This window comes from Streptomyces sp. GL_148 (assembly GCF_057834205.1).
The window spans coordinates 8649770-8676169 of sequence record NZ_CM174396.1 but is presented as its reverse complement, the minus strand read 5'-3'; the positions used below and the strand labels follow the sequence as shown (position 1 = coordinate 8676169).

Below are 26400 nucleotides of genomic sequence, written 5' to 3'. Positions count from 1 at the left end.
GAGCAACATCGCGACCCGGACACTGCCACGCAATCTGAACGGCCGCGGACACGTGGTCGCTGCTCGGAGGCGCCCGCGACAGCAACGAGTCCGCAGCCGAGGCCGCGATCCGTGAAGCAGTTGAGGAGAACGACTTCGATACCACCCGGGCCCGCGTAGAGCGAGTCGTACGGGACGACCATGGCGGCTGGTCGTATGACACCGTGATCGTTTCCGTCGACCGGCGAATGGCTGTCCGGCCTGTCGAGGGCGAGTCCCTGGCCCTCGCCTGGGTCCCCCTTTCCCAGGTCCCGGACATCAACCTCCATCCCGGCTTCGCCGCGAGCTGGCCGAAGGTCCGCCCCGCGCTCGACTCAGTGCTGAACGGTGAGCCGTTCACACCCCGAACCGCGTCGACCGACGTCACGTCGCTGCCCGCACACCCCGTCACCGGCGCGCACGTGATCGCCCGCGAGGCGCTCGGCCACGGTGTTGGGATCACACAAAGAGAGCTGGCCACCTTCGACGACGGCACCCGCGCCGTCTACGAGGAGCACGCGCGGGCCGAGGACCTGGTGAACAGACTGCTCGACGCCTACGCCGGCCGCGCAGTGGGCTCTCGCGTTCCGCTGTCCCACCCGATCGGCCCGCGTACGGCCTACACCGATCACATGCCTGGTGAACCGGCCTCCGCCCTGACCGTACAGCGGCTGGGCGTGAGACGGTGGGGAATCGTCTGACGTTTGATATGGGGAATTGACCGACCGTCGACAACCACCTCAACAGAGTCGAATCCCTCAAGAGGGCGATGTACGGACGGGCCTCCTTCGAGCTCCTTTGCATCAGGGTCCTCACGCGTCGTCGCGAACATGTACGCAACTCATTGCCGCAGCTCAGAGCTCGTCTAATCATCAGGTCGATCGGTAAACCCCACGACCTGATCCGCCTCCAGTACGAGTGGATCCGCGCCTACGAGGCGCTCGCCCGGCTCGCCCCCACGCAGGGTGCCACCGACCTGCGCTGCCGGCTCATCGCCCTGTCCGGGGCACTGGCCTGCCACCCCTACAGGGCTGCTCCCGGGCGCTCACCCGCCAGGCGTGCCGAGCTGGTGCGCCGGGCCCGCGCGTACGGCCCGGACGGAAGCCATTCCCGCCGCCCAGCTCGGAGCAGGTCACGCCTACGACGCCGAAGTCGGTGAGGTCTCGCCGACGGGGGTGGCGGCGAGACCTCACGGCATGACGGTACTCTTTGCGGCGACAACTGTCCGCAGCATCCATAAATTGCAAATATCTGCAATTGAATACATGATGTAGGGGCCGTATCCGTAGGTAGCCGCGGGCACGGCACCAGACCGCAGGCCCGCGGCGTTGAAGGGTGGAGATCGTGCCGGTTCCGCTGTATCAGGCGAAGGCCGAGTTCTTCCGCATGCTCGGGCACCCCGTGCGCATACGCGTACTGGAGTTGCTGCAGGACGGGCCATTGCCGGTGCGCGAGCTGCTGGCGTCGATCGAGGTGGAGCCCTCTGCGTTGTCGCAGCAGTTGGCGGTCCTGCGCCGGTCCGGGATTGTCACCTCTTCCCGCAACGGCTCCACGGTCGTCTACGCGGTGGCCGGCGGCGACGTGGCGCAGTTGATGCTGGCGGCACGCCGGATCCTGACCGAGGTCCTCACCGGGCAGACGCAGCTCTTGGCGGAGCTGCGTGAGACGGGAGGCCGTGCGTCGTGAACACGTTCCTCGTGGAGTCGGCGAGCCGGCTGAGGGCGGTGCTGCCCACTCGCGCGGATCTCGCTGGGATGGCCCGCGATCCCCGGCGGAATCTGCTGGCGGGTCTGACGGTGGCGATCGTGGCCCTGCCGCTGGCGCTGGGCTTCGGTGTTTCCTCGGGTCTGGGCGCGGAGGCGGGGCTTGCCACGGCGGTGGTCGCGGGCGCTTTGGCGGCGATATTCGGCGGCTCCAACCTGCAGGTGTCCGGGCCGACCGGGGCGATGACCGTTGTGCTGGTGCCGATCGTGGCGCAGTACGGGCCCGGCGGTGTGCTGACGGTCGGGCTGATGGCTGGTGTCATGCTGATCGGTCTGGCGCTGCTGCGGGCCGGCAGGTATATGCAGTACGTGCCGGCGCCGGTTGTGGAGGGTTTCACCCTCGGTATCGCGTGCGTGATCGGTCTCCAGCAGATCCCCAACGCGCTCGGGGTGGCCAAGCCCGAGGGCGAGAAGGTCCTGCTGGTGGCCTGGCGGGCCGTGGTCGAGTTCGTGGCGTTTCCGAACTGGACGGCGATCGGGCTCTCGCTGGGTGTGGCCGTGGTGATACTGGCCGGGGCGCGGTGGCGTCCGGCGATCCCGTTCTCGATCGTCGCGGTCATCGCCGCCACCGCTTTGGTGCAGGTGTTCGGGCTGCGGGGTGCGGCTCCGATCGGTGATCTGCCGTCCGGACTGCCCGCGCCGTCGCTGTCCTTCCTCGACGTCTCCGCGCTCGGCTCGCTGCTCGCGCCGGCGGTGGCGGTGGCCGCGCTGGCGGCGCTGGAGTCGCTGCTGTCGGCCACGGTGGCTGACGGGATGACGGTGGGGCAGAAGCACGACCCGGACAGGGAATTGTTCGGGCAGGGGCTTGCGAATCTGGCGGCCCCGCTGTTCGGCGGTGTGCCCGCGACCGCGGCGATAGCCCGGACGGCGGTCAACGTGCGCAGCGGAGCCTCCTCGCGGCTGGCGTCCTTGTCGCATGCGGCGGTGCTGGCGGTGATCGTGTTCGCCGCGGCTCCGCTGGTGTCAAAGATTCCGCTGGCCGCGCTGGCGGGTGTGCTGCTGGCCACCGCGATCCGCATGATCGAGGTCGGTGCCCTGAGGGCGATGGTCAGGGCCACGCGCTCGGATGCGGTGGTCCTGGTCTTGACCGCGGTGGCCACGCTCGTCCTCGACCTCGTCTACGCGGTGATCATCGGTCTCGTCGTCGCCGGGGCCCTGGCCCTTCGGGCTGTGGCGGGCCAGGCGCGGATGGACCAGGTCGATTTTCGCCCTGACATGCCCGGTGAGCACAGCGACGAGGAGCACGCTCTCCTGGCCGAGCACATCGTGGCCTACCGCATCGACGGGCCTCTGTTCTTCGCCGGCGCGCACCGCTTCCTCCTGGAGCTGTCCGAGGTCGCTGACGTGAGGGTGGTGATCCTGCGCATGTCCCGCGTCACGACCCTGGACGCCACTGGCGCGCTGGTATTGAAGGACACGGTGGAGAAGCTGAACCGGCGGGGGATCGCCGTGATGACCTCCGGCATCCGCCCAGGTCAGCGCCAGGCCCTGGAATCGGTGGGCGCCCTGGCCTTGCTCCAGCAGGAAGACCGCGAGTACGCCACCACCCCCGAGGCCATCGCCGGCGCACGCAAGCACCTGGAGCAGGCCGGGCTTCTGCCGGCGCGCCACCGACCGCACCTGCCTGAGTCGCACCGCATCCGGAAGGGCCCGCGATGACCGTCCCCGCCGACCTGAACCTGACCGACATGTCCGGGGCAGAAGTGCTCTGGCTCCTCGAAGGCGCAAGCCACGGCCGTCCGCTCTACCGGGGCCGCCTGGTGTATGTGCGGCGAGAGCAGGCCGTCATCCGGCCCGCCACGCACGTGATGGCGTGCGGGCGCCTGGTCGTGCGCGCGCCTGTGCAGACATCGGCCGTCGCCGGCCGGACGATGCTGACCTACCAGGTCGACCAGATCCACCCGCGGACCGGCACCGGGTGGACACTCACCGTCCACGGCCCGGCCGAGGTGGTCACCGACCCCGATGAGACGGCCCACTACCGGCGCATCCTGCCCGGGATGGCGTACGGGCCCCATGACACGCTGCTGCGGCTGCACGCGCAGGCCCTCACCGGACACCGCCTGGCGCCCGTGGAGGAACGGTGAGCGTCCGGACGGAGACTTTGCCCTACCGGCATGTGCTGACCCTGCCCGCGATGGGCGCCGCCGTACGCACCGCGAGGGAGACGACCGAGCTCGTGCTGCTGGAGTGCGGTGTGGGTCTTCGCCATCCGAGTGTCGGACCGGCGCTGCTGATCCTGGCCGAGCTGGTCACCAACTCTGTCCGCCACGCTGCCGCGCTCTCCCCGACGCTCACCGTCACCTACGCCCACGGCCCGGGCGTGTTCGCGTTCGCCGTCCACGACCGCCACCCCTACCTGCCCGCCCTCTACGGGGCACTGGCCATCAAGCCGGGCAGCGGGCTGGCCACCGTGGTGGAGATGACCATGGAACTGGGCGGCACCGCCGTCGTGCGCCCGGACGCGGACGGCCGCGGCAAGAGCGTCTGGATCACCCTGCCCCTGTGAACACCGAGGAAGCGACGATGACGATCGAGTGGAACTACGCCGCCCACGAGGACCTGGCGGTCCTCTCCCTGGCCGGATACCTCGGCGCGGAGGCGACCGGCCGCTTCGCAGGCGCGGTGGGCTGGGCCCTGGCCCGGGGCACCGGGCCCGTGATCCTGGACCTGACCGCCCTGCACGGCTGGTCGGCCGGCGGGCAGCTGGCCGTCGCCCAGGCCGCCCGCCTCCTGGCCGAACACGGGCGTCGCCTCGAACTCGCCGCGATCCCCGCCGACGGATCCCTCGTCCCCGACGCCACCGGACCCGCCATACCCGTCCACCCCGACCTGCCCGCAGCCCTGGCCGCACACCGCCAGATTCGCCAACCCGCCAGGCAGTGGAGCACCGACAACTGGCCCGCCCGCCCCGTGGTCACGGCCAGCACTATCTGACCCGCCACCTCGCAACCAAGGAACACAGCCACATCATGAGCGACATCACCTTCAAGGACTCCAACGGCACCGTGCTCAAGGAGGGAATCCGTCACGCTGACCAAGGACCTCAAGGTCAAGGGCACCTCCGAGACCCTCAAGCGCGGCACCCTCGTCAAGAACATCCGCCTCACCTCCCGGCCCGGCGAGATCGAGTGCAACACCAAAAAGGTCAAGGGCCTGGTCTTGAAGACCGAATTCGTCAAGAAGGCCTGACCCGGCCACAGAGGCCCGGGCCGAAGCGCCCTCAAGGACGGGCTGTTCGGCCTGATCCGCTCCGGCGGGTATCCATCAGTTGCGAAAATCTGCAATTGTAGAGGTCGCAGGATGTTGACGGGGACGCTGCAGCAGGTCCCCTGGTGGAGAGTTTGGGTGGACGAGGTGCCAGGTACACGCGCGAAGAACACGGCCCGGGACGGCAGCGGCCCGGCCGGCGCCGCAGGAGCGCCGATGGTCACGCCGCTGTACCAGCTGAAGGCCGAGTTCTTCAAAACGCTCGGCCATCCGGCCCGGATCCGGGTGCTGGAGCTGTTGGCCGAGCGTGAGCAGGCGGTCGGTGAGCTGCTGGCCGAGGTCGGCATCGAAGCCGCTTCCCTGTCCCAGCAGCTCGCGGTGCTACGCAAGGCCAACCTCGTGGCCACCCGCCGTGAGGGCTCCAACGTGTACTACCGGCTCACCAGCCCCGACGTCGCCGAACTCCTGCGCGTCGCCCGCGGCATCCTGTCCGGTCTCCTGCAGGGCCAGGCCGATCTCCTGGCCGACCTGCGCGCCACCAGCCGGAAATAGCCGGCCGGGCGCCCTCAGACGGCGGCCGTCTTCCGTAGTGCGGGGTTCACCCGGCGCTTCTGACACCGGGAGACGGCCGCTTCCCTCTTTCGCCGGGCCCCCAGCCCGCCGTGGAGTGCTTACAGGAACCGGCCATCAGACTACGGCCGGTGACCGAAGCGCGGCGGATGCCCAGGATCGCGCCCTGGCCCGAGCCCTCTTCCCCAAGCGGCAGCAGCCCCGGGCAGCGGACGGAACGCCCCGGTTCACGCTCCAGTGAGGCGATGCCGGTGACCGACACGCTCCGCCCGGCATGGGTCACCGAACCGGCCGACACCACGCGAGGCGCCAGGCGGACGGCCGACGGAGCCAGCCGCGAGAACACCACCGCGCCACCCCGATCGCCGCGAGCATGCGCCACTCCTATTCGCCCGCGGCGCGGCGCCGCAGGTCGTCCCGGGCCGACGGGGTCCGAGCCTTCGATGTCGTGGCCGTGCCCTGCTCGGCGAACGCGGTCACTTCTGGGCGTGCTGGCCCAGATAGAACAGCAGCCAGATGAATCCGGCGAACACGTGCGTGCCGAAGATGTAGAAGAACGCGCGCAGCGCGACCCCTTTCTCCTTCCACTTCTCCGCATCCGCTCTCGCCGTCTCGGCGCGTTTGTCGTCGCTCATGACTGACCTGCTCCCTTCCCTGCCGCTGCGGCGTCCCGACCGGTCGCCGGGCGGGCGTAAGGCCGGATGAGGATCGTGGCACCGACGGAGCCGGCCTGCTCGATGAGGCCCGCGACCTCGGCTGCCGCCACCCGGCAGGTCGCCGGATCGTCCCCGCCTAGATACGTGATCTCGTACATCTGCTCCTCCACTTCGTAGGTGCCGCTCACGATGCGCCGGTCACGGTGTTCCGGACGGCAGGATGAAGCGGACCAGCACCGTCTTCCCGCGCCCGTCGGGCGAGGGTTCGACGCCGACGTCGCCGCCGTGGGCCCGCGCCAGGTCCGCCACCGTGCGCAGCCCCTGTCCCGCAGACCGGTCGGCGAGTGTGACCGGGCGCGGGTCGAGGTCCCCGACGGCGACGACGAGCAGGTGATCGGTCATGGTCAGGGTGATCTCGGCCTCCGGGGATGCCGTGGCATGGCGGGCCGCGTTGGCCACCAGCTCGCTGACCACCAACAGCACCGCACCGCCGAGCGAGGATGCTCCTCCCACGCCGAACAGCACCAGAGAGCGTTCGGTGCGCTCGCGCGCGGCCCTCACCGAACCCGGCGCCAGCGGCACCGTCCAGGCATGGCGACGCTCCCGGACCAACTGCCCCCCGCTCGGATCCCGGCCCATTACCGGCCCGCCTGCGGCCGCGCCGCCAGATTCACCGGACACCCGGCTCATCAGCACCGATGCCGTGCTCCCAGGCCAGACGCGAAGCGTCCTCCAGCTCCTCGGCTGCCTGCGCCTCCTCGAAGGCGTCCTCGGCCTCCCGCGCAGCCTCCAGACGAACCCGCGCCACACGGACCCGCTCCAGCGCCGCACCCTCGAATCCGACCACACCGCAACCCCCCGTCCACCATCATGGAACTAGTAAATTGCATAACTCTGCAAGTCTAGCGTGGCCTGCCCCGCCCGCCAGTCTCTTTGACTGCCCGCTCCCGGTCAGCCGACCCGGTGCACCCACTGGCCGGCCAGTTCGTAGCGGGCCCCGACCACCGCCAGCTTCCCCGCCGCGATACGCCCCGCCATCTCGGACTGGGCGGCCAGCCGCGCTGCCACTCGGCGCACGTTCGCGGTGACCGCCGCGTCCACGCACGCGTCCCCCGTCAGCGTGCGATCGATCGACGGACGGATCTGCCCGGCCAGATACCGCAGAGGACCCGGCAGCTCACCGTGCCCCGTCTCGGCGTGGACGGCGGCGGCAACGGCCCCGCACGCCTGGTGCCCCAGGACCACCACCAGCGGGATCCCCAGCTCCAGCACCCCGTAGGCGACGCTCCCCACCACCGCCTCGTCCAAGACCTCACCGGCCGAGCGGACCGTCAGCAGGTCACCGAGCCCCTGATCGAAGACCAGCTCCGGCGGAACGCGGGAGTCCACACAGCCCAGTACCACGGCGAACGGATGCTGGCCGCCCACCAGCTCCCGGCGCAACCCAGCCGACTCGTCCGGATGCCGCTCACGCAGTGTCCGCCAGCGGCCGTTGCCCGCGGCCAGCTCCGTCCACGCGCCCTCCGGCGTCACGGGACGCCGGCGCACACCGCCATCGGAACGGGTCGAGACGGCACTGGAACCGGATACCAGCCCCGCCCCCAAGGCGACCGCACCCGTGAGGGCGAAGCGACCGAGCCCGCGCCTCCCCAGCACCTTCCCGCCGCCTTCACCCTGGGCACTCACGCACATCACCCTAGACAGGCACCAGGCCCGACGCCCGGGACAACAGACCGCCTTGGCGCTTCTTTGGCCAGACCATGGCGAGAAAACACACTCGAGCCAGTGGCCCCCGGCCGCGGCCCGCAGTCAGCGCCGCAGCCGTAACCGCGGCGGACACGGACACCGCGCGGCCTGATATCCCGATACCCCGGGCTTCGGTCCGCAGCGTACGGAATTCTGCAATTGTGGCGGTCACAGCGCGGCAGAAGCCCGACAGCCGCCCGACGCCAGGATTGGGCCCACGCCGTGCCAGGACGCGCCAGCAAAGCGAACGACGACGAGACCCCGGAGGTCAGCACTCCCCTCTACCAGCTGAAGGCAGAGTTCTTCAAAACCCTCGGCCACCCGGTACGCATCCGCGTCCTGGAACTCCTGAGCCAACGCGAACACGCAGTCTCCGAACTCCTCACCGAGGTAGGCGTGGAATCCGCGTCCCTGTCCCAGCAACTCGCCGTCCTCCGCAGAGCCAACCTCGTCCGCACCCGACGAGAAGGCGTCAGCGTCCACTACCGCCTCGCCAGCGACGAAGTCACCGAACTCCTGCGCGTGGCCCGCAGCATCCTCACCGGCGTCCTGCAGGGCCAGGCCAGCCTGCTGGCCGACCTCACCGCCCACCCCCACCGATAACCCGCACCCCCGCGCCGGCCGCCAGCCCTCCGGCACCCTCCCGCGCTGCGGGACGGCCCGCCCCACTCCCTCCGCCCGATCACGCCAACCCCACCCGAACTTGCCGAATCCCCCACGGGCGGGGCCAGGCAATGAGTAACGTCCCGGTGACAGCCCGCGCCCAGCGCGCACGCAGACACACCGGAAGGCGACATCATGGCCAACGTGGACACCGCCCTCAAGGACATCATGACCAGCGTCGAGGGGACCCTCGGAGCCGCAGTGGTCGACTACAACAGCGGAATGGCACTCGGCACCGCAGGCGGCGGACGCGACCTCGACCTCACCGTGGCCGCAGCCGGCAACACCGACGTCATCCGCGCCAAAGTCCGCACGATGGAACACCTCGGACTCACCGACGCCATCGAGGACGTCCTGATCACCCTCGGCAACCAGTACCACCTCCTATTGCTGTGTACCGGACGCGGCAAGGAAACCCTCTTCCTCTACCTCGTCCTCGACAAGCGCAACGCCAACCTGGCCATGGCCCGCCACCAGCTGCGGCGCATCGAAGCCGACCTCGAAATCTGAGCGCAGCCCCTTTTTCCACGCCCAAGAGTTGCAATTTTTCGCAACTGTCCATGTCGGCATGTCTGGCAGTCTGCAGCTCCCTACGGCCCCGCCCGGGCCCCGGCCTTGACGAAGCACGACACCCGACCCTGCGGCTGTATAGCGTCTCCGAAGCCTGAAGCTTCACCCGTTGAGGGCATGCAGCCGCAGGGGCGCCCACTGCTCCCCGCGCGTGGCGTGGGCAGCGGATTGGCGAACCCAAGGCGGGCCTCGGCGCCGCCCGGTCAGGTGCCCGAGCGGCGTTGAGCAGCACCCGCTCGTGATCCTCCTCCAGCGTGAACCCGTGCGGCGCCGCAGAGACGCAGAGGAGCGCCGGACGGGTCCCAGGACGGACCAGGGCGCGCCAGCTTTGATCAACTTATGGGCTTGGGCCTCGCGACCGGCTGGGGCCGGTAGATCGCACCCCACAGGGGCGAGGGCGGAGGGCCGCATGCTTCAACCCGCAATGGGCAGGCGCGCTACGAACTCTGCGCCGCAGTGTCCGGGCCCCGTACACGCGGACGACGTGTCCGAGATTCTAAGCCGCTGGATCATTCCAACGCTGTGAGGGCGAGCGCCTGGTCCTTTCGGGGCTGCGGCGGATCGCCTGCGGTCGTCCGAGAGCCGCCCAGCGGGCTTCGTGCAGCGTCGGCGGCAGCCGGACCGGCCTTGGGCGGGGCCGTCGGTTTCGGGGCGCACGGGAAATGCCGGATCGGCAGCCTGGGGTCAGGGTTGCTCCTGCGTGTCCTGTGATGCTGTGCCGAGGAGTGTCTGCAGCCGTTCGGTGGTGAGGATGCCTACGGCGAAGCCGTCCTCATCGACGACGGGCAGGACCGTCAGAGACCGTTCGCGCATGGCGGCGGCGGCTTCCGAGGCGGGCATGCCGGGGCGAGCGAACGGGCTGTGCTCGTGCGCGATGTCACGGACGCGGGTGTTCTCGGCGTACCAGGGTTTCGCCCCGTGGACGGTGAGCTGGTCGCGGGTGACGATGCCGGCGCACCGGCCGGTGTCGTCGCGAATGAGTACGTACTGGCTGTGGGATCCACGCAGAACGTCGAGCGCCCTGTCGATGCTGGTGTGGTCACTGATCTGCAGGTCCGGCGGGATCATGGCGTCGGCGGCGGTGGGGCTCGTTGGAGGGGTGATCGTCGGCTCCAGGGGGTGGGGCACGCGGCGTCAGGCCGGGCGTGCAGGGGCGGGTGCGCGCTCCTGGCGTGATCCGAGGGCTGGGGACGGCCTACTCCGCCCCCGGCCTCCGCGCTGTTGCCGCATGCAGGCCCTGCTGCATCGCGCCGTCCCGGGCGGCGTCGCGCAGGCAACTACGCACCAGGCGGGCGGACTACCCAACCGCGATAAAGCTCGTCAGCACAGGTGGGGTCCAATTCTCAACACGTTGACTTGACAGGGAATGGATCGACGACAAGGCAGCCTTCGTCAACCGCGTCCGCCGCCTCCTGGTACCCGGCGGAACCTTCTGGGTCGTCGCCGAAATCACCGGCCGCCGGAAGAGCACCGACCCGCTCCAGAGCCTCGGGATCACCCCGCCCGAAGCCGAGATCCTCACCGCGGGCTGGTCCGTCGTCCGCACCCACGACCTTGACGTACTCCGCTGCTACGCCCTGCACCCCTGAACCACCCACGACCTCCTGGAGGACACGTTGATGGACATCGAGAAGCAGACCGCCGAAACCTGGACCACCTACGGGGAACACCAGCTCACCACCCGCCCCGACCTGCCGGAGATCGAGCGGTGGGACTGGGGCGTCACCGACACCGGGCCCGGCATCGAGAGCCTCGGGGACGTGGCAGGGCTCCGCATCCTCGACCTCGGCAGCGGAGTGGGCCGGCACGCCGCCCGCCTGGCCGGCCTGGGCGCCGACGTCACCGGCGTGGACCCGGCCACACATGTTGCGGCACACCGCGGCGACCGAGTGGATCGCTGAGGGAGTGCCGCACGACGTGGTGTCGGATCTTCTGGGCCATGATTCGCCGTCGTCTCTCAAGCCGTACCTCCACACCAGCGACAAGCGGAAGCGCGAAGCTGTCGAACGAGTCGCGGCAGGCCGCCGGTGACCACGCAGCTTGCACAAGTAGCTCCCATCGGCCGGTCGGCTGAGGAAGCCATCGATTGGGCGGGATGGAGCGGGTGGCTCCGCGATCAGGTCAACCCACAGTGGCGTCCCGGAGAATGGCAGGAGCGGTGGTGGCTGTTCACAGGGGATCCTGAGAACCCGCAGACGCCCATCTGGGCGTGTCAGAGTCCCGGCTGCACCGCCGGCATTTCCTCGAAACGCGGGCGTTGTGCCACCTGCGTCAAGCGACGGCGTCTCGACGGCGCCTCCTGGGCAGAGTTCGATACGGTCGACCGCTCCGGCCGCGAGAAGGCCTTCCCAGGGACTGATCCGGACGATTGCCTCGTCACCCGCGACGGCCAACGCTGCGGCCGTGTGATGAACATGCTCGGGTTGTGCACGTCTCACTACTCGCTTTGGAAGCAGACGGCGGGAGTGGGTGAGTGAGGTGCCCCGAAGTTCGCGGACTCCCGCCATGCAAGAGATACTTACCTTGACCAAAGGATAGGTAAGTGGCAAAGCGCACGACCCCGTACTCGGCAGAACTCAAAGAGCGAGTAGTGCGGGAAGTACTCGACAAATCACGCCCCCACGCGGATGTCGCCAAGGAGTTCGGTGTCACCGAGAGCTCGTTGAGTCGTTGGGTCGCCCAGTACCGGAAGCGGCACCTCGCAGGCGAACCGATGGCAGATTCCATCGCCGCGGACGAGCGTGTCCGCGAGTTGGAGAAGAAATTGCAGGAGGTCACCACCGAACGGGACTTCCTAAAAAAAGCGGCAGCCTTCTTTGCCCGCGACCATCGGTGACCGAGAAGTATGAGTTCATCGACGGCGAGAAGGACAATTTCCCGATCACGGGCATGTGCACCTGGCTTGACGTTTCCACCTCTGGTTTCTACTCCTGGAAAATGCGACCGGCTTCGCCCACTTTCGAGCGGCGTGAAAAACTGAAGCTCATCATTCGTCATGTCTTCGACGAATCCGATGGCACCTACGGATACCGCCGAGTTCACGCCGCCCTCGGCCGCAAGGGCGTCGAGGCAGGGCCCGAGCTGGTGCGTCTCCTGATGCGGGACCTGGACCTGGTCCCCTGCCAGCCAAGGCCCTGGCGGATCACGACCGTGTCAGACAATGATCAGCCGGCACTCCGGGACTTCCTCGGACGCGACTTCACGGCCGCCGCTCCCGGACAGAAACTGGTGGGAGACATCACATACATCCACACCTGGGACGGCTTCCTCTACCTGGCGACGGTGATTGACTGCCACACCAAGGCCGTTGTCGGCTGGTCCATGGCGAACCACATGAAGACATCCCTCATCTCGGACGCCGTCGACATGGCAGCGGGCAATATCAAGCTCGCTGATGGATGCATATTTCACTCTGACAGAGGAAGCCAGTACACTTCACAAGAGTTCCGAACGAAACTTCAAAGGATGCAAATGCGGCCCTCGGTCGGCAAGACCGGAGTCTGCTGGGACAACGCCATGGCCGAGTCTTTTTTCGGAGCCCTGAAGAACGAACTCGTGTATCGCACTACCTTCCCGTCCCGGGAACACGCACGCAAGGCGATAGTGCGGTACATAGAAGTCTTCTACAACCGTAGACGCCTGCACTCGGGACTTGGGTACAAGACCCCGCAAGAGGTTCACCGCGAATACGAGAAGATACAGCTCGCAGCGTAAGTTTCTCGCGCAAGCACAGTCCGTTTTCTTCGGTGCCCCTCAGAGCGCTTTGTGCCTCCGCAGGAATGGGCCTGCCGGCCGGGCGGAACCCTGTTCCCGGCTCCGCCGAGTTGCGCGGTGGGTGGCTGCGGGAACAAGTCCTTGCACGAAGGACTGATCATCTGCTCCTATCACCTGCGGCGATGGTCCCAGGACGGCCGCGGAAGGAGTGCTCCGGAGGCTGACGTTCGGGCCTGGGCGGCGACTCAGCCGCCGTTTCTGAGCGCCTACCGCTTCTCCTTGATCGGCCTGTCGCCACTGCGCCGTCTGGAGATCGCCTACGGCCTGCAGAGACGTGAAGAGCTGGGCGGCAAGATCGACCCCAAGGCCATCCGGCAGGTCATCGCCGCCTTGACTAAGACCGACGTCAGTCTCCTTCTGCGGGAAGACCAGGTGGCACAGCACCTGACCTGTGACAACGGTCCTCATGCTGTCTTCCGGCAGCTGGTGTGGTCCGTGCGCCGCGGCTTCGCCGACTTCGCGGGGGTCGATCCAGTGGGCGACGATGCGATCGATCTGCGTGCGACTGGGCTGAAGTCGGTGGGGCGGACGGGGCGACGACAGCAGGCCAAGGTCGTCGACCTCACGAGGGTCCCCCAGCAGTGGCTGCGACAAGCGTTCAAACGACGCGTCGAGGCCGAACGGCCATGCAGCGACGACTTCAACCGCTGGCACCGGGCGGTCGTACTGGCCGGGGCTGGCATGAACCGGCTGCCCGGTGGCGGCTGCGCTCTCGGCGCTCTGGACTACGGCCACATGCAGGCCGTCTTCGACGAGATCTCCGACGCCCGGCGCCTGGACAACGGCAAGCTCTACAGCGCCCACTACCGTCAACAGCTACTGACGTCCTTCTTCGCGCTCTTGGACTTCGCTCGTTTCGCCGGCCTGATGGACGGGGTTTCGGTCAGGTTCGCCCGGCATCCATCCCACCGAATCCCGGATGAGGACATCAGCGAGGACGAGATTGGCAAGGCCGTTCCCGAGTACGTCATCCGGCAGTTGGACGGCCGGCTCGACCGATTGGCCAGCGACGACACCTCCTACGGCGCCCTGTCCCCGCAGGAGATTCACGAAATGTTCCGGACCGCCTACATCGTGCTGCGGGACTCGGGGCGACGCCCGGTCGAAGTGACCTCGCTACCCAGGAATTGCCTGGAGCGAGAGGGCGACGAGGTGGCTCTGATCTGGAACAACTACAAGGGCCGTCGCATGCGCCGTCGTCTCCCGATCACCACGGAGACGATCACAGCGATCGAGAAGTGGCAGAAAATTCGCGAGAAGATCACCGCTCCAGCTCAGAGCGACGACTTCCTGTTTCCGTCCATCACCGGCGACAGCGGCAGACCACATATGGAACCCCTGGCCCTCAGCGGGGCCATCCGCCGGTGGGTCGATTTGCTGCCTGAGCTGCACTGCGAGGCGGTGGATGCTGAGGGCAACTTGATGGCGTTCGACCGCAGTCTCATCTTCCCCTACGCATTTCGACACTCCTTCGCCCAGCGCCATGCCGACGCTGGCACCCCGCTGGACGTCCTGCGCGATCTCATGGATCACGAAGATCCAAAAACAACCATGGGCTATTACCGGGTCTCGTTAAAGCGAAAGCGCGAGGCCGTGAAGACCCTGAGCCTGACGGTGATCGACCGCCACGGCGCGTCGAAGCCCTGCTCGTCTCAAGCCTACGAACAGCGATCAGTGACGGCGCCGTTCGGAGGCTGCACCGAACCATCCAACGTCAAAGCTGGCGGGAGATCCTGCCCACTGCGCTTCCAGTGCTCAGGTTGCGGCTTCTACCGGCCCGACCCGTCCTACCTGCCCGCGATTGACGACCACGTCAACAGCCTGCGGTCAGATCGGGAGACCGCGCGGGCCATGGATGCCGCCCCCTTCGTGATCGACAACCTCACTGCCGAACTCGAGTCCTACGAAGAAGTCGCCCACAAGATGCGCAAGCGCCTGGCGGAACTTCCAGCCGATCAACGAGCCGAGCTGGAAGAAGCCGCAATCATCCTCCGTCGGCTCCGGGCTGGAGAGGATCGGAAGCACTTGCCCCTCACCGTCGTCACGCCGAGGAGGAGCACCTGATGGCCGTCCGGAAACCCGCCGAGATTCTCGCCGCGTCACGCCGCGAGACCAGCCTTCGGAAGCGTCAGCAAGTCACGGATGCCATCCAACGCTTGATCGACGACGGCGAGACCATCTCATTCACCGCAGTCGCCCGCACGGCGCAGGTGTCGACCTGGCTCGTCTACGCCGACGGTGTTCGTGAACACATCACGGCGGCTATCCAGCGCCAGGATCGAGCTCCCGCCAACGCGCGTTCCAACGGCCAACAGGCGAGCTCCGCAAGTCTTCAATCCGATCTGGCCATGGCTCGCGAGGAGATCAACGCGCTCCGTCAGGAGCGAGACCGCCTGAAGGAGGGCGTTCGCCAACACCTAGGGCAACAACTCAACCAGGTCGGCCAACGAACGCTCCACGAACGGATCACCGAACTCACCGAGGCCAACCGGCGGCTCGAACAGGAAAACGCACAGATTCCGACCCTGCAAGACCGGATCCGGGACCTGGACAACGACCTCACAGCTGTCCGCACCAGCCTGCGAAGGATGATCCGCAACGGGAACCAGAGCCTAAGGGTTGTCCCGTAATTGATCTTTGGGAGGATCGGGGCAGGGCCGGCTGGCCGTTGGCGGGTGCGGGTCCTGCTGGTCGCCGCATACTGACGGGCCAACCTCCGCTGCGGCAGTTGGCGCCGCTGTCCGGAGTGTCGAAGTCGGCTGCCGGACCGCATCGTCGACCGCAACGCCCCGGCGATGGCGCCGCAGCAGCGAATCGGTGGTGGCGACCAGCGCGGCGGCGGCCAGGTTCGCGGGGCAGCTCGGTGATCAGCGCCGCGAGGGCGTGTTGCTGGCGCAGTTAGGAGAGCAATCGCCGGCTGCCACGGTCAAGATTATCCCGAAGACGATGAGAGCCAGGACGATCCAAGCTACATGGGCGAAGTCCTTGCCAACTGAAAGTTTTGGAGCGCTGCTCTGTGGGACCTCATTGTGGCTCTCGGGCTCGCCACTGGGTCCGTCGTGTCCCTCTGACGCCATCGTGTCATCCCCCGTCGCGGTGTGTCCTCTCATGGCACGACGCGAGATCTCGTCCGTCAAGGCCTGCGGCGGGTTGCTTTAGAGCAGAGCCGCAGCGGCTTGACGGATCGTCGCGGACGGGGAGGGAGTGGACGCTGCGCTCAGGCGGGTTCAAGGGCGACGGCGTCCACCACGCCATGCTCGGCATCGCCCGCCTCCACAACCTTCTCCAGGCCGCATAGCCCGACCCACCGGCGATGAGCCCACCTTGTCCCGGCCATCTCAACGGTCAATTATGGGACAGCCCTTAGCTGATTGACCCACGATGTTGACGGTGCGTGCCTGACGTCCCTCACCAACCAAATGCCATCTGACCTGCAACAACGTGGCTGAGGTCTAGATAACCGGTGGGCGCCTCCTGTTCTCCGCACTGCACACCAACTCCGCCGGCGCAGGACCCTCCACGGCCTGCACCCCACGCCCGGAGATCCTGCGACTGCCCGGCACCGACCAGACCCACCCCGTCCACATGTGGGTCCTGACCACCCAGCTGTGGGAAGACCTCCTGGTCGAGCACAGCCTCACCCTGGAGAAGGCCACGGCGATCGACGAGCCGCAGCCGGACAACCAGGCCTCCTACCGGCTGTACGAGGTCCGGCGTCCGCAGAGGGTGCCGAGCCGCCAGCGCACCAGTACTCCACCGCCTCCCACCGCGTTCGTAGGGGTCGGCGTGATCATCCACGGGCCGGATGGTGTCCTGCTGGGCCAACACCGCCGTGGAACCTTCGAATTGCCGGGTGGATCGGTTGAACCCGGCGAGACCTTCACCGAGGCCGCAGTACGCGAACTCCACGAGGAGGCCGGCCTCGTGGCCGATGTCGCCGACACCGTCGTGCTGGGCACCCTCCTGGACCGCGTGGGTGACATCGTCCGGGTGACAGTGCCCGTCCTGGTGACCCGGTGGTCCGGCGTACCGCTGCAGTGCGAAGAGACCATCGGGGCCTGGAAGTTCTGGCCCCGGGACGCGCTGCCCCAGCCTCTGTTTGTGCCGAGCGCTCAGTGCCTGACCACGTGGGATCCGAGCCTCCCGCTCGACCATCCAGCCCCCGCGGCCTTCCACCTCTCCGGCCCCAGGACTGGCCTAATGCTGTGACCGCAAAGGTTCACCGGGTCGCGACGCCCGGCACGGCACCTCGCCGCGTTGTCGGACCACGCCGGTACGACCGGTACGAGGCGCGGTCCTCCGCCTTGCGATGCACCGCACCGAACGCCGCGACCCGGCAAACCTTTCCGGCCACAGCACTAGCCGGATTCCTCCTACCCGTGTCAGCCCCGCGCCGAGTCACACGTCCCAGGAAGGTTCTACGCCCATGGACCCACCGCTCACCCCGCGGCAGCCGTCCCTCCTCGGGGTCTTCGCCCACCCCGACGACGAGTCGCTCCTCGCCGGCGGCGTGCTCGCGCAGCACGCCGCCTCCGGCGCCGACACCGCGGTCGTCACCGCAACCTGGTCCCCGGACAGTCACCGGGCCGCCGAACTCGCCGACGCACTGAAGGTTCTGGGTGTCGGCGAGCCCCGGATGCTCGGCTACGCCGACGTCCGCATCCCCGACTCCGCCCCCGGCAGGCCGAGGCTGTGTGACGCCCCCATCGACGAGATCGTGGAGCTGCTCGTCGGACACATCCGTGCCGTCCGGCCACAGCTGGTATTGACCCATGACGCCTACGGCCAGTTGACCGGCCACCCCGATCACATCCGCACCCATCAAGCGGCCGTCCTCGCATTCCACGCGGCGGGCCTTGAGCACCAGTACCCGGAGGCGGGCGCCCCTTGGCAGCCTGCCGCCCTGTACGCGGCCACCCACCCTGACTCGGGGGTGGGCGAGCTGGGCGCGTTGTCGTCGCGGGTCGGGAAGAAGGTGCTGTCCGTACCGGACGGACACATCACGGTGACGGTCGATGTGAGCGGCTTCGTCACCGAGAAGTGGGCAGCCATTCTCTCCCATCGCAGCGAGGCCGCCCGCGAGCGGCCCCTGCCCGGGATCCCCGCCCGTCTCCCCCACAGAGGTAAGGGAGTCGATCCTCTCCACGGAGCACTACACCCGCCTCGGTGCTTCCCCTCGGCATCTCGGCCAGCGCGAGCCGAGCCTGGGCGCCGAGGACACGACGGTGGTGCACCACCGGCCCCTCTGAGTCAGGTCGGTCCGAGGCTTCCTGAGGGGCGGTCCACAAGCGGAGACCACTGAGGAAGTCAGCGACGCCCTGACGGAGCTGACCGCCACCCACGGCGGTGTCCTCCCGGCCCTCGCCGAAGTCCTCGCCGCCACGGCCGACTTCCTGCAGGACCTCGGGCTCGACCTCATGCACCTGTTCGATCTGAGCGACGACTCCGCCAATGCGATACATCACCGTCGTATATCCGGAGCGCACTACCAAGCTGGCCCGGGGAGGCACCCGACGATCACGGGTCAGTAGGAGGCGAATCCAACCGGTTCCGACGCCCCGAGGCACCGATGCCCACTCTGGCCAGCGGCCGGGCCAGAGAGGGGCAAACCAGGTGCGGGGCCATCTCCACGAGGGGCATAGTCTCCGGATATGCGACGGCCCCTCACGGGTCCTGACCGCCACCGCGAACCAGCACGACCCTGTCCTGGGCGATTTCCAGGACTTCCTCCGCACGGTCCGCCCGGACACCGCCGGGACGGCGTCCTAGTGCGTCACGCCGACGCGGAAGGCAGGCTGCCCCGATGGGCCTCTTCGACAGACTGACCGGCACCAGGCACCCCGACAGCGGTATCGCACCGCGTTCCGCGCAAAAGGTCCGGGAAGCGCTGCTCTCGCTCAACGGGCCGGACGTGCCGTACCTGGTACGCGCCGCCACCCCCGCGGAGGGCGCCGACCTGGTGGCCGAGTGGCGGATCCTGGAGCCGGCCTGGCGCACCTTCTTCGCCAGGACCCAGCTGGACCGGACGCTCAAGACCCGGATGCGCCTGGTCCCCGGGAACCACGAGGTGCGCACCGTCGACGAGCAGTGGGAGATCACCTGGGTCGGGGGCACTCCCAGCCTGGCGGCCTCGCGCGAATACTCCCGCGGGCAGGTGACCGCGGTCTCGCGCCGTTGGGAGATCGGGCGGGGGGCCGACGGAAAGCTGGAGAAGACGGAGACGTTCCGCTTCGATCCCGCGGACATGAAGGATCCCCTGCGGGACACGGTCCTCGGTGCCGGATGGACCTGGCGCGGGGTCGCCTTCGGCAAGCTCTGACGGCGGCTCCGACCGCGAACTGATACCGCGAGCTCCGACCGGGTTCAACGCCAGGCCCTATAGACCCACAGTACGGTTGATCATGATGGCCGCTCGGACCTCGCCATCGTCGCCACCATCCGCTCCAGGCGGGCCAGCCGGGTCTTCTCGGTGCGGGCAGTGACCAGGCTGAGATACAGGGCGAACTGCTCGGACTTGCCGAGCGTCTCGTAGAACGCCCGCGCCGCAGGGTTCGCGTCGAGCGCCTCGACGAGATCCGGCGGTGCGGTGGCGTTCTTCTGCGAGGCGTATGCCGTCGCCCAGCGACCGTCCGCCCGCGCCGCCTCGACTTCGGCGAGGCCGCGGGGGCGCATCCGTCCCTCGACGATCAGGGCCTCGGCCTTGTCGACGTTCACCTGCGACCAGGGCGAGCGGGGGCGGCGGGGTGTCGTGCGCTGCAGGAAGTACGTGTCGTCGAAGCCGCGCCGCAGACCGTCGATCCAGCCGAAGCAGAGCACCGTGTCGACCATCTCTTCCCAGGTGAGCGACGGGATGCCGGTATGCTTCTTGGCGATCTTCACCCAGAGCGCGGTCCGCTCCCCGTGATGCTCATCGAGCCACCCCTCCAACTCGGCCGGGCTCGCGGGGACAAGAATCTCGACACCGTCCTCGTATCTCTGCATAAACCGCAGGCTAGAGGCCATATAGGACAGATTCCGACCTACATGAGAGCCGCAGCCCCCTACGCCGCCGAATTTCACGGCCTCCGCAGGGGGATCTGGCCTCCTGGCGGAAACCGGCTCATGTCCGCAGAGGTTCCCCGTTCATGAGCGACGAGAGCGTGAGCACGATAGAGATCCGGGGCCATGAGAAGGCAGCGCTTGAAGCCTCTCGCCGCATCTCGGACCTCTTTCTGGCGAGCGGCCCCTGCCGGATCCGGCGAACCCCCGGTGAGCCGAACGCAGAGGTTCTCGTCTACGCGAACGTTCACCGCGGTCCCGGCGAAGGCGGCTACGACGATGGGGGTGCCAAGCAGGAGAGCACCCCAGGCTGGGATCCCGGGTGCTCTCCTGCTTCCGAAGCCGCCTTCGCCTACGACGCTCGGCCGACCACGTCAGGCTGATGTTTCGCTTCAGGAGGTGCTTGTTGTCTCAGCGGACGGCACCCGACGTCACCGTTGAGGGAACCGTCCTGACGGATCCGAGTCGGCCCTTGAGGTTGACGGTCGCGTCCCAGGACTCGTCGTGACCCCTTGCGCCGGAGGCACCCGCCCGATGGTCCTGGTGGCTACTCTGCGGGGACGCCTTCGCCACTGAACCATTGGTCTCCGTAGAGGCCGAAAGACCTGGCGCTGATCAGGGTGCTGCCTGCGGGGGTGGGCCCGTTGGTGCCGCCCGGCAGGGACCATACGGCGCCCTCGCCAAGCGCGCCGATGAACAGTTCGGGTCGGCCGTCCTTGGTGACGTCGGCCGCCGAAAGGGTGCTGCCGAACTGGTCGTCATCCGCGGAGGTTCCGGGGATGCCAGTCGTCCCCTGGGTCAGGTTGTAGGCGCCCGCGCCGGGCTTGCGTGAGGCGATCCCGGGGATGACGGTGACTGAACCCGCGTCGGCGGCTTCGGCGATGTCCTCGCCCGGGGCTCCGATGATGATCTCGGCCTTGCCGTCCCGGTCGAGGTCGGCAACCGCTACCGAGCTGCCGAAACGGTCACCCTTCTCGTTGACGCCCGGGATGCCGGCGGAACTCTGGGAAAACTGCACGGGCATGGTGCTGACATCGATGCCCTGGGCCGATCCGTACCAGATGGAGACCCTCCCACCGATGTTCGCCGTGTCGCCTGCGGTTTCGGGTTCGGCCGGGTGGCCGAGGACGACGTCCTTGTGGCCATCGCCATTGACGTCCCCGATCGCGGGCATGCCCCCACGGGCGGCCGACGGCTCCCAAAGGTCTTCCGCGTTGGACTTGTGCGGATCCACATACACAAAGCCGCCACCCCACCCGCTGTAATGACCCGTGACGACGACCGATTCCGGCGTACCGTCCTTGTTCAGGTCTCCGAAGGCCACCTGCTTGGGGTCCACCGCGAGGGTCTGCCGGCGTCCCGCCTCGCCCGTGCGCAGGAACGGCCCGGTGAAGCGCAGCCCGGTGCCCCCGTCCGCACCGACCACGACCAGCGGCTTGCCGCCCAGGGTGGTCGCGGCGACCTCCTGTCCGTAGGAATTGATGGCGATGCCGGGCGTGGTGAGGTTGCTGCCCGAGACGAGGCCGGATCGGCTGCCCCAGAGCACGGTCACCACTCCCGCGTCCTGCTGGCCGCCCCAGTCCTCCGAGGGCGTGCCCACGACGAGGTCGGAGAACCCGTCACCGTCGAGGTCCGCGGCCGAGACGGAGGAGCCGAACAGGTCCCAGAACTCCGCCTCACCCGGAACACCCGGCGAGTTCTGCGTGATCACGGCCCGCCGGGCAGGGGAAACCCCGCTGGCCGAGCCGTACAGCACCACAACGGCACCTGCCGCAACCACATCGGATTTTGCCGGGTCCTGATTCGCGACGTCCGCGTGCGGCGCCGGAATCGCCACGTCCCGGTACCCGTCCCCGTTGAAGTCGCTGGCGACCGGCCCCGTCGCGGCCTGCGCCACCCCGACGGGCAGCACCGTACCGATCGCGGCAGCGACGAAGAGCGGCGCGGTCAGACGGATCATTCTTCGCATGTGCATATGAACCCCTCCTCGACGCACCCCCACTTCGAGGGGTGCGTTCTGGGCGCAGCCTAGAGGTGCGGCTGTCCCGCTTCCCGACCGGGTTGGATCAAGGCCGTCTCGTTCACGCGGACGTTCACCGCAGCGCTGGAGACGGCGGCACACCGACCCGGAGCAGAAGATCCGTTTTCCGCGGTGAAACTGGCCAGCCGGCCGAGTGAGGTGCACCGAAACCCCCTTCAAGGCAGGTCACAAGCCTGGCTACAACAACAACCTGCTGCGCCGCGGCCTGGCCGCGCTCGCCCTCGCCGTCCTCCCCCCTGCCCACCACCACCGCACTGTCGGCCTCCGCCCCCATATCCCCATTCGGCGGGCGTCCTGTGAGGTTCCGCTTCGTGGATCGCGGCGGCGATGGTGAAACGATTGCTCAGAAGGTTGGCACTCTGGTCGTCGGCAGTTGATGATCTCCTGGGCAGGGAACAAGGGGGCGTAGCAAAGTTCGGGGCTTTCCCGGCTCGCCGTCTCCTATCCGCCATCACATCTGCGGCGTGTACCGGCGTTGGATGGCGATTCGAAGTTCCATGCCCTGGGATCCAGGCACCGAGCGGCTGACCCTGGCCGGGGCCCGGCGCCTTACAACCGGACTCTCCGCTGTCTGCGGGGGTCTCTCACTCGAAAGTCAGGACCAGTTGAAGAGGACTCTGCGCAGAGCGGTCTCCATAGCCACCGTGGCGGCCGTCGCGGCCGGTGTCGGTGTCATGACGGGCCCGGCAGCAGCCGATGATGCCAATCCCATCGCCGTCCATCCCTGGGACCAAGTGCTGGCGCCGGGTACCTTGTGGCAGAACGGGGTGGGGCTCGGCGTTCCGCGCGGCACGATGGTCTACGCGTTCTCCACTAAGCCGCTCGACGGGCCGGTAGCGGCGACCGACGCACTGCCCGCGTCCTTCACCAAGCAGCCCAACATGTGCGAGAAGGTCGACGGGGTGATCTCCGTCTACGCCTGCTCGGTATGGGACAGGTACTCTCCGGACTTCCTCATCGGACAGGACACCGTCGACATGACGACGGTCTACCAGGGCTACGCATACGTGCCTGCCGGCGGGGACCTGCAAGCCGGCATAAAGATGGCGCAGAGTGCCGGCACCCGCCCCGACGGCCCGACCGGCGGCTCGGCCAAGGTGACAGTGAAAAGCCTGGCGCGGGCCGCCCGCAACACGGTCACCTTCACCACACCCGATGTTCCGGCCGGCAAGTCAGTCCGCCACCGCCTCGACGTGCACGCTCTGGACGCGGGCTGGCGGAACCTCGTCTACCTGCCGGGCGTGGGTTCACCCGACCGGGCATTCGGCTCGCTCGCCCGTCTGAGCAATCTGAGCACCAGCAACGGCATGTCATGCACGCTCGAGCCGACCGTGAACTTCTACTCGACGAACGCCGACTGCAACTACACCGCGGGCGAGCACTGGATCGAGTTCACCGTCACGGTGCCCGCCGGCAGCAGCACAACACCCCTCACCGTGGACAGCACCAGCAGCATCTACACCTCTACGCCCAGTGCAGGCTATAGACGGGATGCAGCCTCCTTCAAGGTGGGCAGCGGGCCGCTGCGTCGACTCCACCAGCTCCTCGCTCGCGACAGCAGCGGCCAGATGTTCCGGTACCTCGGGAACGGGCAGGGCTCGCTGTCCGGTGACAAGTCTCTGATCGGCGGCGGCTGGAACACCTACAACCAGCTCACCAAGCTGACCCCGGTCACCGAATACCTCAGGTACCCGTCCGGTACCCCGGCCAGCGCGATGACAGGGAACGGTGAACTCGTCGGCCGTGACGCCGCCGGCGTGCTCTGGCACTACCAGCGCCAGTTCTCCGGCAAGGGCCCGTACGCGCCCCGTACCCCGGTCGGCGGCGGCTGGAACACCTACAACAAGCTCATCGGCGCCGGTGACATCTACCGCGACGGCAAGCCCGACCTCCTCGCCCGAGACACCACGGGCGTGCTGTGGCTGTACAAGGGCTCCGGCAATCCGGACAGCCCCTTCCGTACCCGCACCCGGGTCGGCGGCGGCTGGAACCTGTACAACCAGCTCATCGGCTCCGCCGACATCACAGGCGACAGCCGCCCCGACCTCCTCGCCCGCGACGCCACGGGCGTGCTGTGGCTGTACAAGGGCAACAACAACACGACCAACCCGTTCGACGCCCGCACCCGCGTCAGCTCCGGCTGGAAGATCTACAACCAGTTCAGCATCGTCGGCGACGTCACGGGCGACAACCGCGCCGATCTCGTCGCCCGCGACACCACGGGCGTGCTGTGGCTGTACAAAGGCACCGGCAACCCGACCGACCCGTTCAACGACCGCACCCGCGTCAGCTCCGGCTGGAACACCTACAACCGACTCCTCTGAGCACAACTCCACCCTTGTGGCCGGTACTGGCACCAGCTGGTACCGGCCACAGCGAGCCACCCTTCCGGCGCAAGGTCGCGTAAGAGCTCCAGCTCGCGCGGATCTCCCGGCCCGCCCGAAGGCCGCATGTGCGTGGTCGGCCCCTGTGCGGCCCGTCGTCTTCGCTGTTCGTGAGAACTCGGTCCGAAGGGTGCGGGGTGGGGCCTGTGACGGGGTGGACGACCTACCGTCCCAGTCCTCAATGGTGCGCAAGGGCGCGTTCGCCATGCCGAGTTCCTCGCCCTGGTAGACGTACGGCGTGCCCCGGTGCAGGTGGAGCACGGTCGCGAGCATCGTCGCGGACCGGGTCCAGTGGCTCGGTCCGTCGTCACCGAACCGAGAGACCACCCGGGGCTGGTCGTGGTTGTTCCAGTACAGGCTGTTCCACCCGACGTCGGCGAGGCCGGACTGCCAGCGGCCGAGCGAGGCCTTGAGGTCGGTGAGCCGCAGCGGGCGGGGATCGAACTTGCCCCGCCCGTGGTCGAGCCCTACGTGCTCGAACTGGAAGACCATGTCGAGCTCGGCACGCGCCGGGTCGGTGAACAGGCGGGCCTGCTCGACCGTCGCCCCGGGCATCTCCCCGACGGTCAACCCGCGCGCAGGGCCTCGGGGTGCGGCCTCCCAGCCGGCCCCGGTCCGTTGGAGCGCCTGGTGGAGACGTTCGGCCGGCACCTCGAAGACGCCTTCGTGCTCGGGCCTGCTGTACTCGTGCGGCCCCTTTGACCGGTTGCCGCGAAGTGCCGTCGATGCTCGTGCCCTTCTCGACCATGGGCCTGGTGAAGAACGGGGTGTACCCGCCAGCCCCAGCCAGGCCGTCGGGGGTCGTCCTCCCAGCCGTCGCGGGGCCGGCCATCTTTTCCGGGGCGTGTCCGCCGCCGGTCTCCCACTCCCGGTAGACCTCCGGGTGCCGGCCGAGTTCAGCCGCCACCGTCGCGCGGCTTTTCCCGACCCGCACCCGCAGGTGGACGATCCGCTCACCGTCCTTCGGCAGGTCACACAGGGCGTGCGTGTCCTCTGCCACGCGATCTTGACCGATTGACAGGTGATCTTGACCGAGCTGGAAGGGGTCAGTCCCTGGAGTGCGACCCGGGCCGGGCCGACCGCTGGGGAGCCCAGTTCACGCGGTGCGGATCAGTGCCGTTCGAACGCCAGATCTTGCGGCCGCATGTGCTCGCGCGGGCCCGCCGCCCGCAGGACCACGTCAAGCACCCGCGCCGGATCGGCGGCGTAGGCGTGCGAGAACCACGCCATGTTGGCCTCCACCACGGCCCAGCGGTGGCCCGGGCGGTACGGGTCGAGCAGTTGCCCGATGTCCACGACGACGGCACTCGGCAGCGTGTGCCCGGCTGCGGCGGCCAGCCGGTCGGCGAACTCCGAGATCTCCGCCGCGGTGGCCCGGTCCGCACGGTCCGTGCCGAGCGGGCGGGGGTCGAGCCGGCCGAACACTGCGTACCGGCTCGCCGCAGCGATGCGACCGTCCAGCAGGAACAGCCGGTACTCGGCCGCGAAGGTCACCACGTCGGACAGCAGCACGGGTGTCGCCGGGTCCAGGGCGGAGGACACCCGGGAGCCGTCGGTGTAGACATCGGCCGGGAAGGACTTGTCACGCGGCGGCTTGACGAACGTCGGCTGGTCGAGCGCCCATGCGTCCGCGATGGTCCCCGCCCGGACCTGACGGCCGGTGAACTTCTTGGGCAGGTCGGCGAGCCAGCCGTCCGCCGGCTCGAGCAACGCGAACCCGAGTTGGCCTGCCAGCCGCGCGCCCGCGACCGGCCCGCCGTACCAGTACGCGGGGCCTGTCAGGCCGGGCTCCTCCGCGGCCCTGACCGGCATCCCTCGGCCCGCCGCCTCGACAGCCAGCAGTTCCATCGTCGACGTCCGCCGCCCAGGCATGACCAGCATCGCAAGTCCCTCCCCCGCTCCGCAAAACCGCCACGCTAGTCCCACCGCCCCCACCACCGCAGCCGAGATTCCTCCGCCGCAGGCCC

The 26400-nt window shown here is 68.3% G+C and carries 30 protein-coding genes and 4 pseudogenes; 24 read left to right on the top strand and 10 right to left on the bottom strand.

Annotation, left to right across the window (positions count from 1 at the left end):
* The first annotated feature begins 59 nt into the window (after window positions 1–59).
* The 9 genes from AC3IYI_RS39185 (at window position 60) to AC3IYI_RS39145 (ending at window position 5543) form a co-directional block, all read left to right on the top strand.
* Window positions 60–719, top strand: coding sequence for an NUDIX hydrolase (locus tag AC3IYI_RS39185; protein ID WP_489411826.1), 660 nt, complete (start codon window positions 60–62; stop codon window positions 717–719).
* Between the two features lie 68 nt (window positions 720–787).
* Window positions 788–1177 carry a hypothetical protein gene (locus AC3IYI_RS39180; RefSeq protein ID WP_489408185.1) on the top strand — a complete coding sequence of 130 codons (390 nt, stop codon included), beginning with the start codon at window positions 788–790 and terminating at the stop codon, window positions 1175–1177.
* Between the two features lie 185 nt (window positions 1178–1362).
* The gene (locus tag AC3IYI_RS39175; RefSeq protein WP_008736324.1) at window positions 1363–1704 is read left to right on the top strand and encodes an ArsR/SmtB family transcription factor; all 342 of its coding nucleotides are present in this window, start codon (window positions 1363–1365) and stop codon (window positions 1702–1704) included.
* Between the two features lie 68 nt (window positions 1705–1772).
* Window positions 1773–3440: a SulP family inorganic anion transporter gene (locus AC3IYI_RS39170; protein ID WP_489411825.1), complete on the top strand. Its 1668-nt coding sequence runs from the start codon at window positions 1773–1775 to the stop codon at window positions 3438–3440.
* Window positions 3437–3868 (top strand): pyridoxamine 5'-phosphate oxidase family protein, encoded by a 432-nt coding sequence (locus AC3IYI_RS39165; RefSeq protein ID WP_489408184.1) that lies wholly within the window; start codon window positions 3437–3439, stop codon window positions 3866–3868. The genes AC3IYI_RS39170 and AC3IYI_RS39165 overlap by 4 nt, the downstream gene beginning before the upstream one ends.
* 50 nt (window positions 3869–3918) lie before the next feature.
* Entirely contained in the window at window positions 3919–4290 is a 372-nt protein-coding gene (locus AC3IYI_RS39160) for an ATP-binding protein (RefSeq protein WP_489411824.1), read from the top strand.
* Window positions 4291–4307: 17 nt separating this feature from the next.
* Window positions 4308–4718 (top strand): STAS domain-containing protein, encoded by a 411-nt coding sequence (locus tag AC3IYI_RS39155; protein ID WP_489411823.1) that lies wholly within the window; start codon window positions 4308–4310, stop codon window positions 4716–4718.
* A gap of 96 nt (window positions 4719–4814) precedes the next feature.
* Window positions 4815–4973, top strand: coding sequence for a PhnA domain-containing protein (locus tag AC3IYI_RS39150; RefSeq protein ID WP_489411822.1), 159 nt, complete (start codon window positions 4815–4817; stop codon window positions 4971–4973).
* Window positions 4974–5207: 234 nt separating this feature from the next.
* Window positions 5208–5543: an ArsR/SmtB family transcription factor gene (locus AC3IYI_RS39145; protein ID WP_008736311.1), complete on the top strand. Its 336-nt coding sequence runs from the start codon at window positions 5208–5210 to the stop codon at window positions 5541–5543.
* 494 nt (window positions 5544–6037) lie between these two features.
* On the opposite strand, the gene AC3IYI_RS39140 is transcribed toward AC3IYI_RS39145, so the two are convergent.
* The 5 genes from AC3IYI_RS39140 to AC3IYI_RS39120 form a co-directional block, all read right to left on the bottom strand.
* Window positions 6038–6196 (bottom strand): DUF6126 family protein, encoded by a 159-nt coding sequence (locus AC3IYI_RS39140; RefSeq protein WP_008736308.1) that lies wholly within the window; start codon window positions 6194–6196, stop codon window positions 6038–6040.
* Window positions 6193–6405, bottom strand: a complete 213-nt coding sequence (locus tag AC3IYI_RS39135) for a hypothetical protein (protein ID WP_489408183.1) — start codon at window positions 6403–6405, stop codon at window positions 6193–6195. The genes AC3IYI_RS39140 and AC3IYI_RS39135 overlap by 4 nt, the downstream gene beginning before the upstream one ends.
* A gap of 10 nt (window positions 6406–6415) precedes the next feature.
* Entirely contained in the window at window positions 6416–6799 is a 384-nt protein-coding gene (locus AC3IYI_RS39130) for an ATP-binding protein (protein WP_489408182.1), read from the bottom strand.
* 88 nt (window positions 6800–6887) lie between these two features.
* The gene (locus AC3IYI_RS39125; protein WP_489408181.1) at window positions 6888–7064 is read right to left on the bottom strand and encodes a hypothetical protein; all 177 of its coding nucleotides are present in this window, start codon (window positions 7062–7064) and stop codon (window positions 6888–6890) included.
* Window positions 7065–7168: 104 nt separating this feature from the next.
* Window positions 7169–7909 carry a carbonic anhydrase gene (locus AC3IYI_RS39120; RefSeq protein ID WP_489408180.1) on the bottom strand — a complete coding sequence of 247 codons (741 nt, stop codon included), beginning with the start codon at window positions 7907–7909 and terminating at the stop codon, window positions 7169–7171.
* 276 nt (window positions 7910–8185) lie between these two features.
* On the opposite strand from AC3IYI_RS39120, the gene AC3IYI_RS39115 reads away from it, so the two are divergent.
* Window positions 8186–8566 (top strand): ArsR/SmtB family transcription factor, encoded by a 381-nt coding sequence (locus AC3IYI_RS39115; protein WP_389635442.1) that lies wholly within the window; start codon window positions 8186–8188, stop codon window positions 8564–8566.
* A 195-nt stretch (window positions 8567–8761) separates the two neighbouring features.
* Window positions 8762–9136, top strand: a complete 375-nt coding sequence (locus AC3IYI_RS39110; protein ID WP_008736299.1) for a hypothetical protein — start codon at window positions 8762–8764, stop codon at window positions 9134–9136.
* Window positions 9137–9880: 744 nt separating this feature from the next.
* Here the strand turns inward: AC3IYI_RS39110 and AC3IYI_RS39105 are convergent.
* Window positions 9881–10324, bottom strand: a complete 444-nt coding sequence (locus AC3IYI_RS39105) for a CBS domain-containing protein (RefSeq protein ID WP_489408179.1) — start codon at window positions 10322–10324, stop codon at window positions 9881–9883.
* Between the two features lie 491 nt (window positions 10325–10815).
* Here AC3IYI_RS39105 and AC3IYI_RS39100 point away from each other — a divergent pair, with 491 nt between their 5' ends.
* From AC3IYI_RS39100 to AC3IYI_RS39055, 10 genes and pseudogenes are all read left to right on the top strand, one after another.
* Window positions 10816–11097 (top strand): class I SAM-dependent methyltransferase, encoded by a 282-nt coding sequence (locus tag AC3IYI_RS39100; protein WP_489408178.1) that lies wholly within the window; start codon window positions 10816–10818, stop codon window positions 11095–11097.
* Entirely contained in the window at window positions 11060–11227 is a 168-nt protein-coding gene (locus tag AC3IYI_RS39095; protein WP_489408177.1) for a tyrosine-type recombinase/integrase, read from the top strand. The genes AC3IYI_RS39100 and AC3IYI_RS39095 overlap by 38 nt, the downstream gene beginning before the upstream one ends.
* A gap of 511 nt (window positions 11228–11738) precedes the next feature.
* Window positions 11739–12910 (top strand): IS3 family transposase gene (locus tag AC3IYI_RS39090; protein WP_489408176.1). Its coding sequence is split into 2 segments (ribosomal slippage): window positions 11739–11991 and window positions 11991–12910, totalling 1173 coding nucleotides; the frame shifts between segments, so codons are not numbered across the junction.
* A 141-nt stretch (window positions 12911–13051) separates the two neighbouring features.
* Window positions 13052–15034: a tyrosine-type recombinase/integrase gene (locus tag AC3IYI_RS39085; RefSeq protein WP_489408175.1), complete on the top strand. Its 1983-nt coding sequence runs from the start codon at window positions 13052–13054 to the stop codon at window positions 15032–15034.
* Window positions 15034–15600, top strand: a complete 567-nt coding sequence (locus AC3IYI_RS39080; protein WP_489408174.1) for a DUF6262 family protein — start codon at window positions 15034–15036, stop codon at window positions 15598–15600. The genes AC3IYI_RS39085 and AC3IYI_RS39080 overlap by 1 nt, the downstream gene beginning before the upstream one ends.
* Window positions 15601–15648: 48 nt before the next feature.
* Window positions 15649–15754 (top strand): annotated as a pseudogene (locus AC3IYI_RS39075) (IS5/IS1182 family transposase); the annotation flags it as partial.
* 427 nt (window positions 15755–16181) lie between these two features.
* A pseudogene (locus AC3IYI_RS39070) lies at window positions 16182–16268 on the top strand (IS5/IS1182 family transposase); the annotation flags it as partial.
* 287 nt (window positions 16269–16555) lie between these two features.
* The gene (locus AC3IYI_RS39065) at window positions 16556–17179 is read left to right on the top strand and encodes a nucleotide triphosphate diphosphatase NUDT15 (protein ID WP_489408173.1); all 624 of its coding nucleotides are present in this window, start codon (window positions 16556–16558) and stop codon (window positions 17177–17179) included.
* A gap of 217 nt (window positions 17180–17396) precedes the next feature.
* Window positions 17397–18219 (top strand): annotated as a pseudogene (locus AC3IYI_RS39060) (PIG-L deacetylase family protein).
* Window positions 18220–18773: 554 nt separating this feature from the next.
* Window positions 18774–19289, top strand: a complete 516-nt coding sequence (locus tag AC3IYI_RS39055; RefSeq protein WP_489408172.1) for a hypothetical protein — start codon at window positions 18774–18776, stop codon at window positions 19287–19289.
* Window positions 19290–19369: 80 nt separating this feature from the next.
* On the opposite strand, the gene AC3IYI_RS39050 is transcribed toward AC3IYI_RS39055, so the two are convergent.
* Window positions 19370–19951, bottom strand: a complete 582-nt coding sequence (locus AC3IYI_RS39050; RefSeq protein WP_489408171.1) for a YdeI/OmpD-associated family protein — start codon at window positions 19949–19951, stop codon at window positions 19370–19372.
* A 143-nt stretch (window positions 19952–20094) separates the two neighbouring features.
* On the opposite strand from AC3IYI_RS39050, the gene AC3IYI_RS39045 reads away from it, so the two are divergent.
* On the top strand, window positions 20095–20391 hold the full coding sequence (locus AC3IYI_RS39045) for a hypothetical protein (protein WP_489408170.1): 297 nt from the start codon (window positions 20095–20097) through the stop codon (window positions 20389–20391).
* A 164-nt stretch (window positions 20392–20555) separates the two neighbouring features.
* Here the strand turns inward: AC3IYI_RS39045 and AC3IYI_RS39040 are convergent, their stop codons facing one another.
* Window positions 20556–22004, bottom strand: coding sequence for an FG-GAP-like repeat-containing protein (locus AC3IYI_RS39040; protein WP_489408169.1), 1449 nt, complete (start codon window positions 22002–22004; stop codon window positions 20556–20558).
* A 650-nt stretch (window positions 22005–22654) separates the two neighbouring features.
* On the opposite strand from AC3IYI_RS39040, the gene AC3IYI_RS39035 reads away from it, so the two are divergent.
* Complete coding sequence (locus tag AC3IYI_RS39035) at window positions 22655–24373, top strand: FG-GAP repeat domain-containing protein (protein WP_489408168.1); 1719 nt, start codon at window positions 22655–22657, stop codon at window positions 24371–24373.
* Between the two features lie 312 nt (window positions 24374–24685).
* On the opposite strand, the pseudogene AC3IYI_RS39030 reads toward AC3IYI_RS39035, so the two are convergent.
* Window positions 24686–24988, bottom strand: a pseudogene (locus tag AC3IYI_RS39030) (alpha-amylase family glycosyl hydrolase); the annotation flags it as partial.
* Here AC3IYI_RS39030 and AC3IYI_RS39025 point away from each other — a divergent pair.
* Window positions 24890–25135, top strand: coding sequence for a hypothetical protein (locus AC3IYI_RS39025; RefSeq protein ID WP_489408167.1), 246 nt, complete (start codon window positions 24890–24892; stop codon window positions 25133–25135). The pseudogene AC3IYI_RS39030 and the gene AC3IYI_RS39025 sit on opposite strands and share 99 nt — an antisense overlap.
* 408 nt (window positions 25136–25543) lie before the next feature.
* On the opposite strand, the gene AC3IYI_RS39020 is transcribed toward AC3IYI_RS39025, so the two are convergent.
* Entirely contained in the window at window positions 25544–26314 is a 771-nt protein-coding gene (locus AC3IYI_RS39020) for an ATP-grasp domain-containing protein (RefSeq protein ID WP_489408166.1), read from the bottom strand.
* Window positions 26315–26400 lie beyond the last annotated feature (86 nt).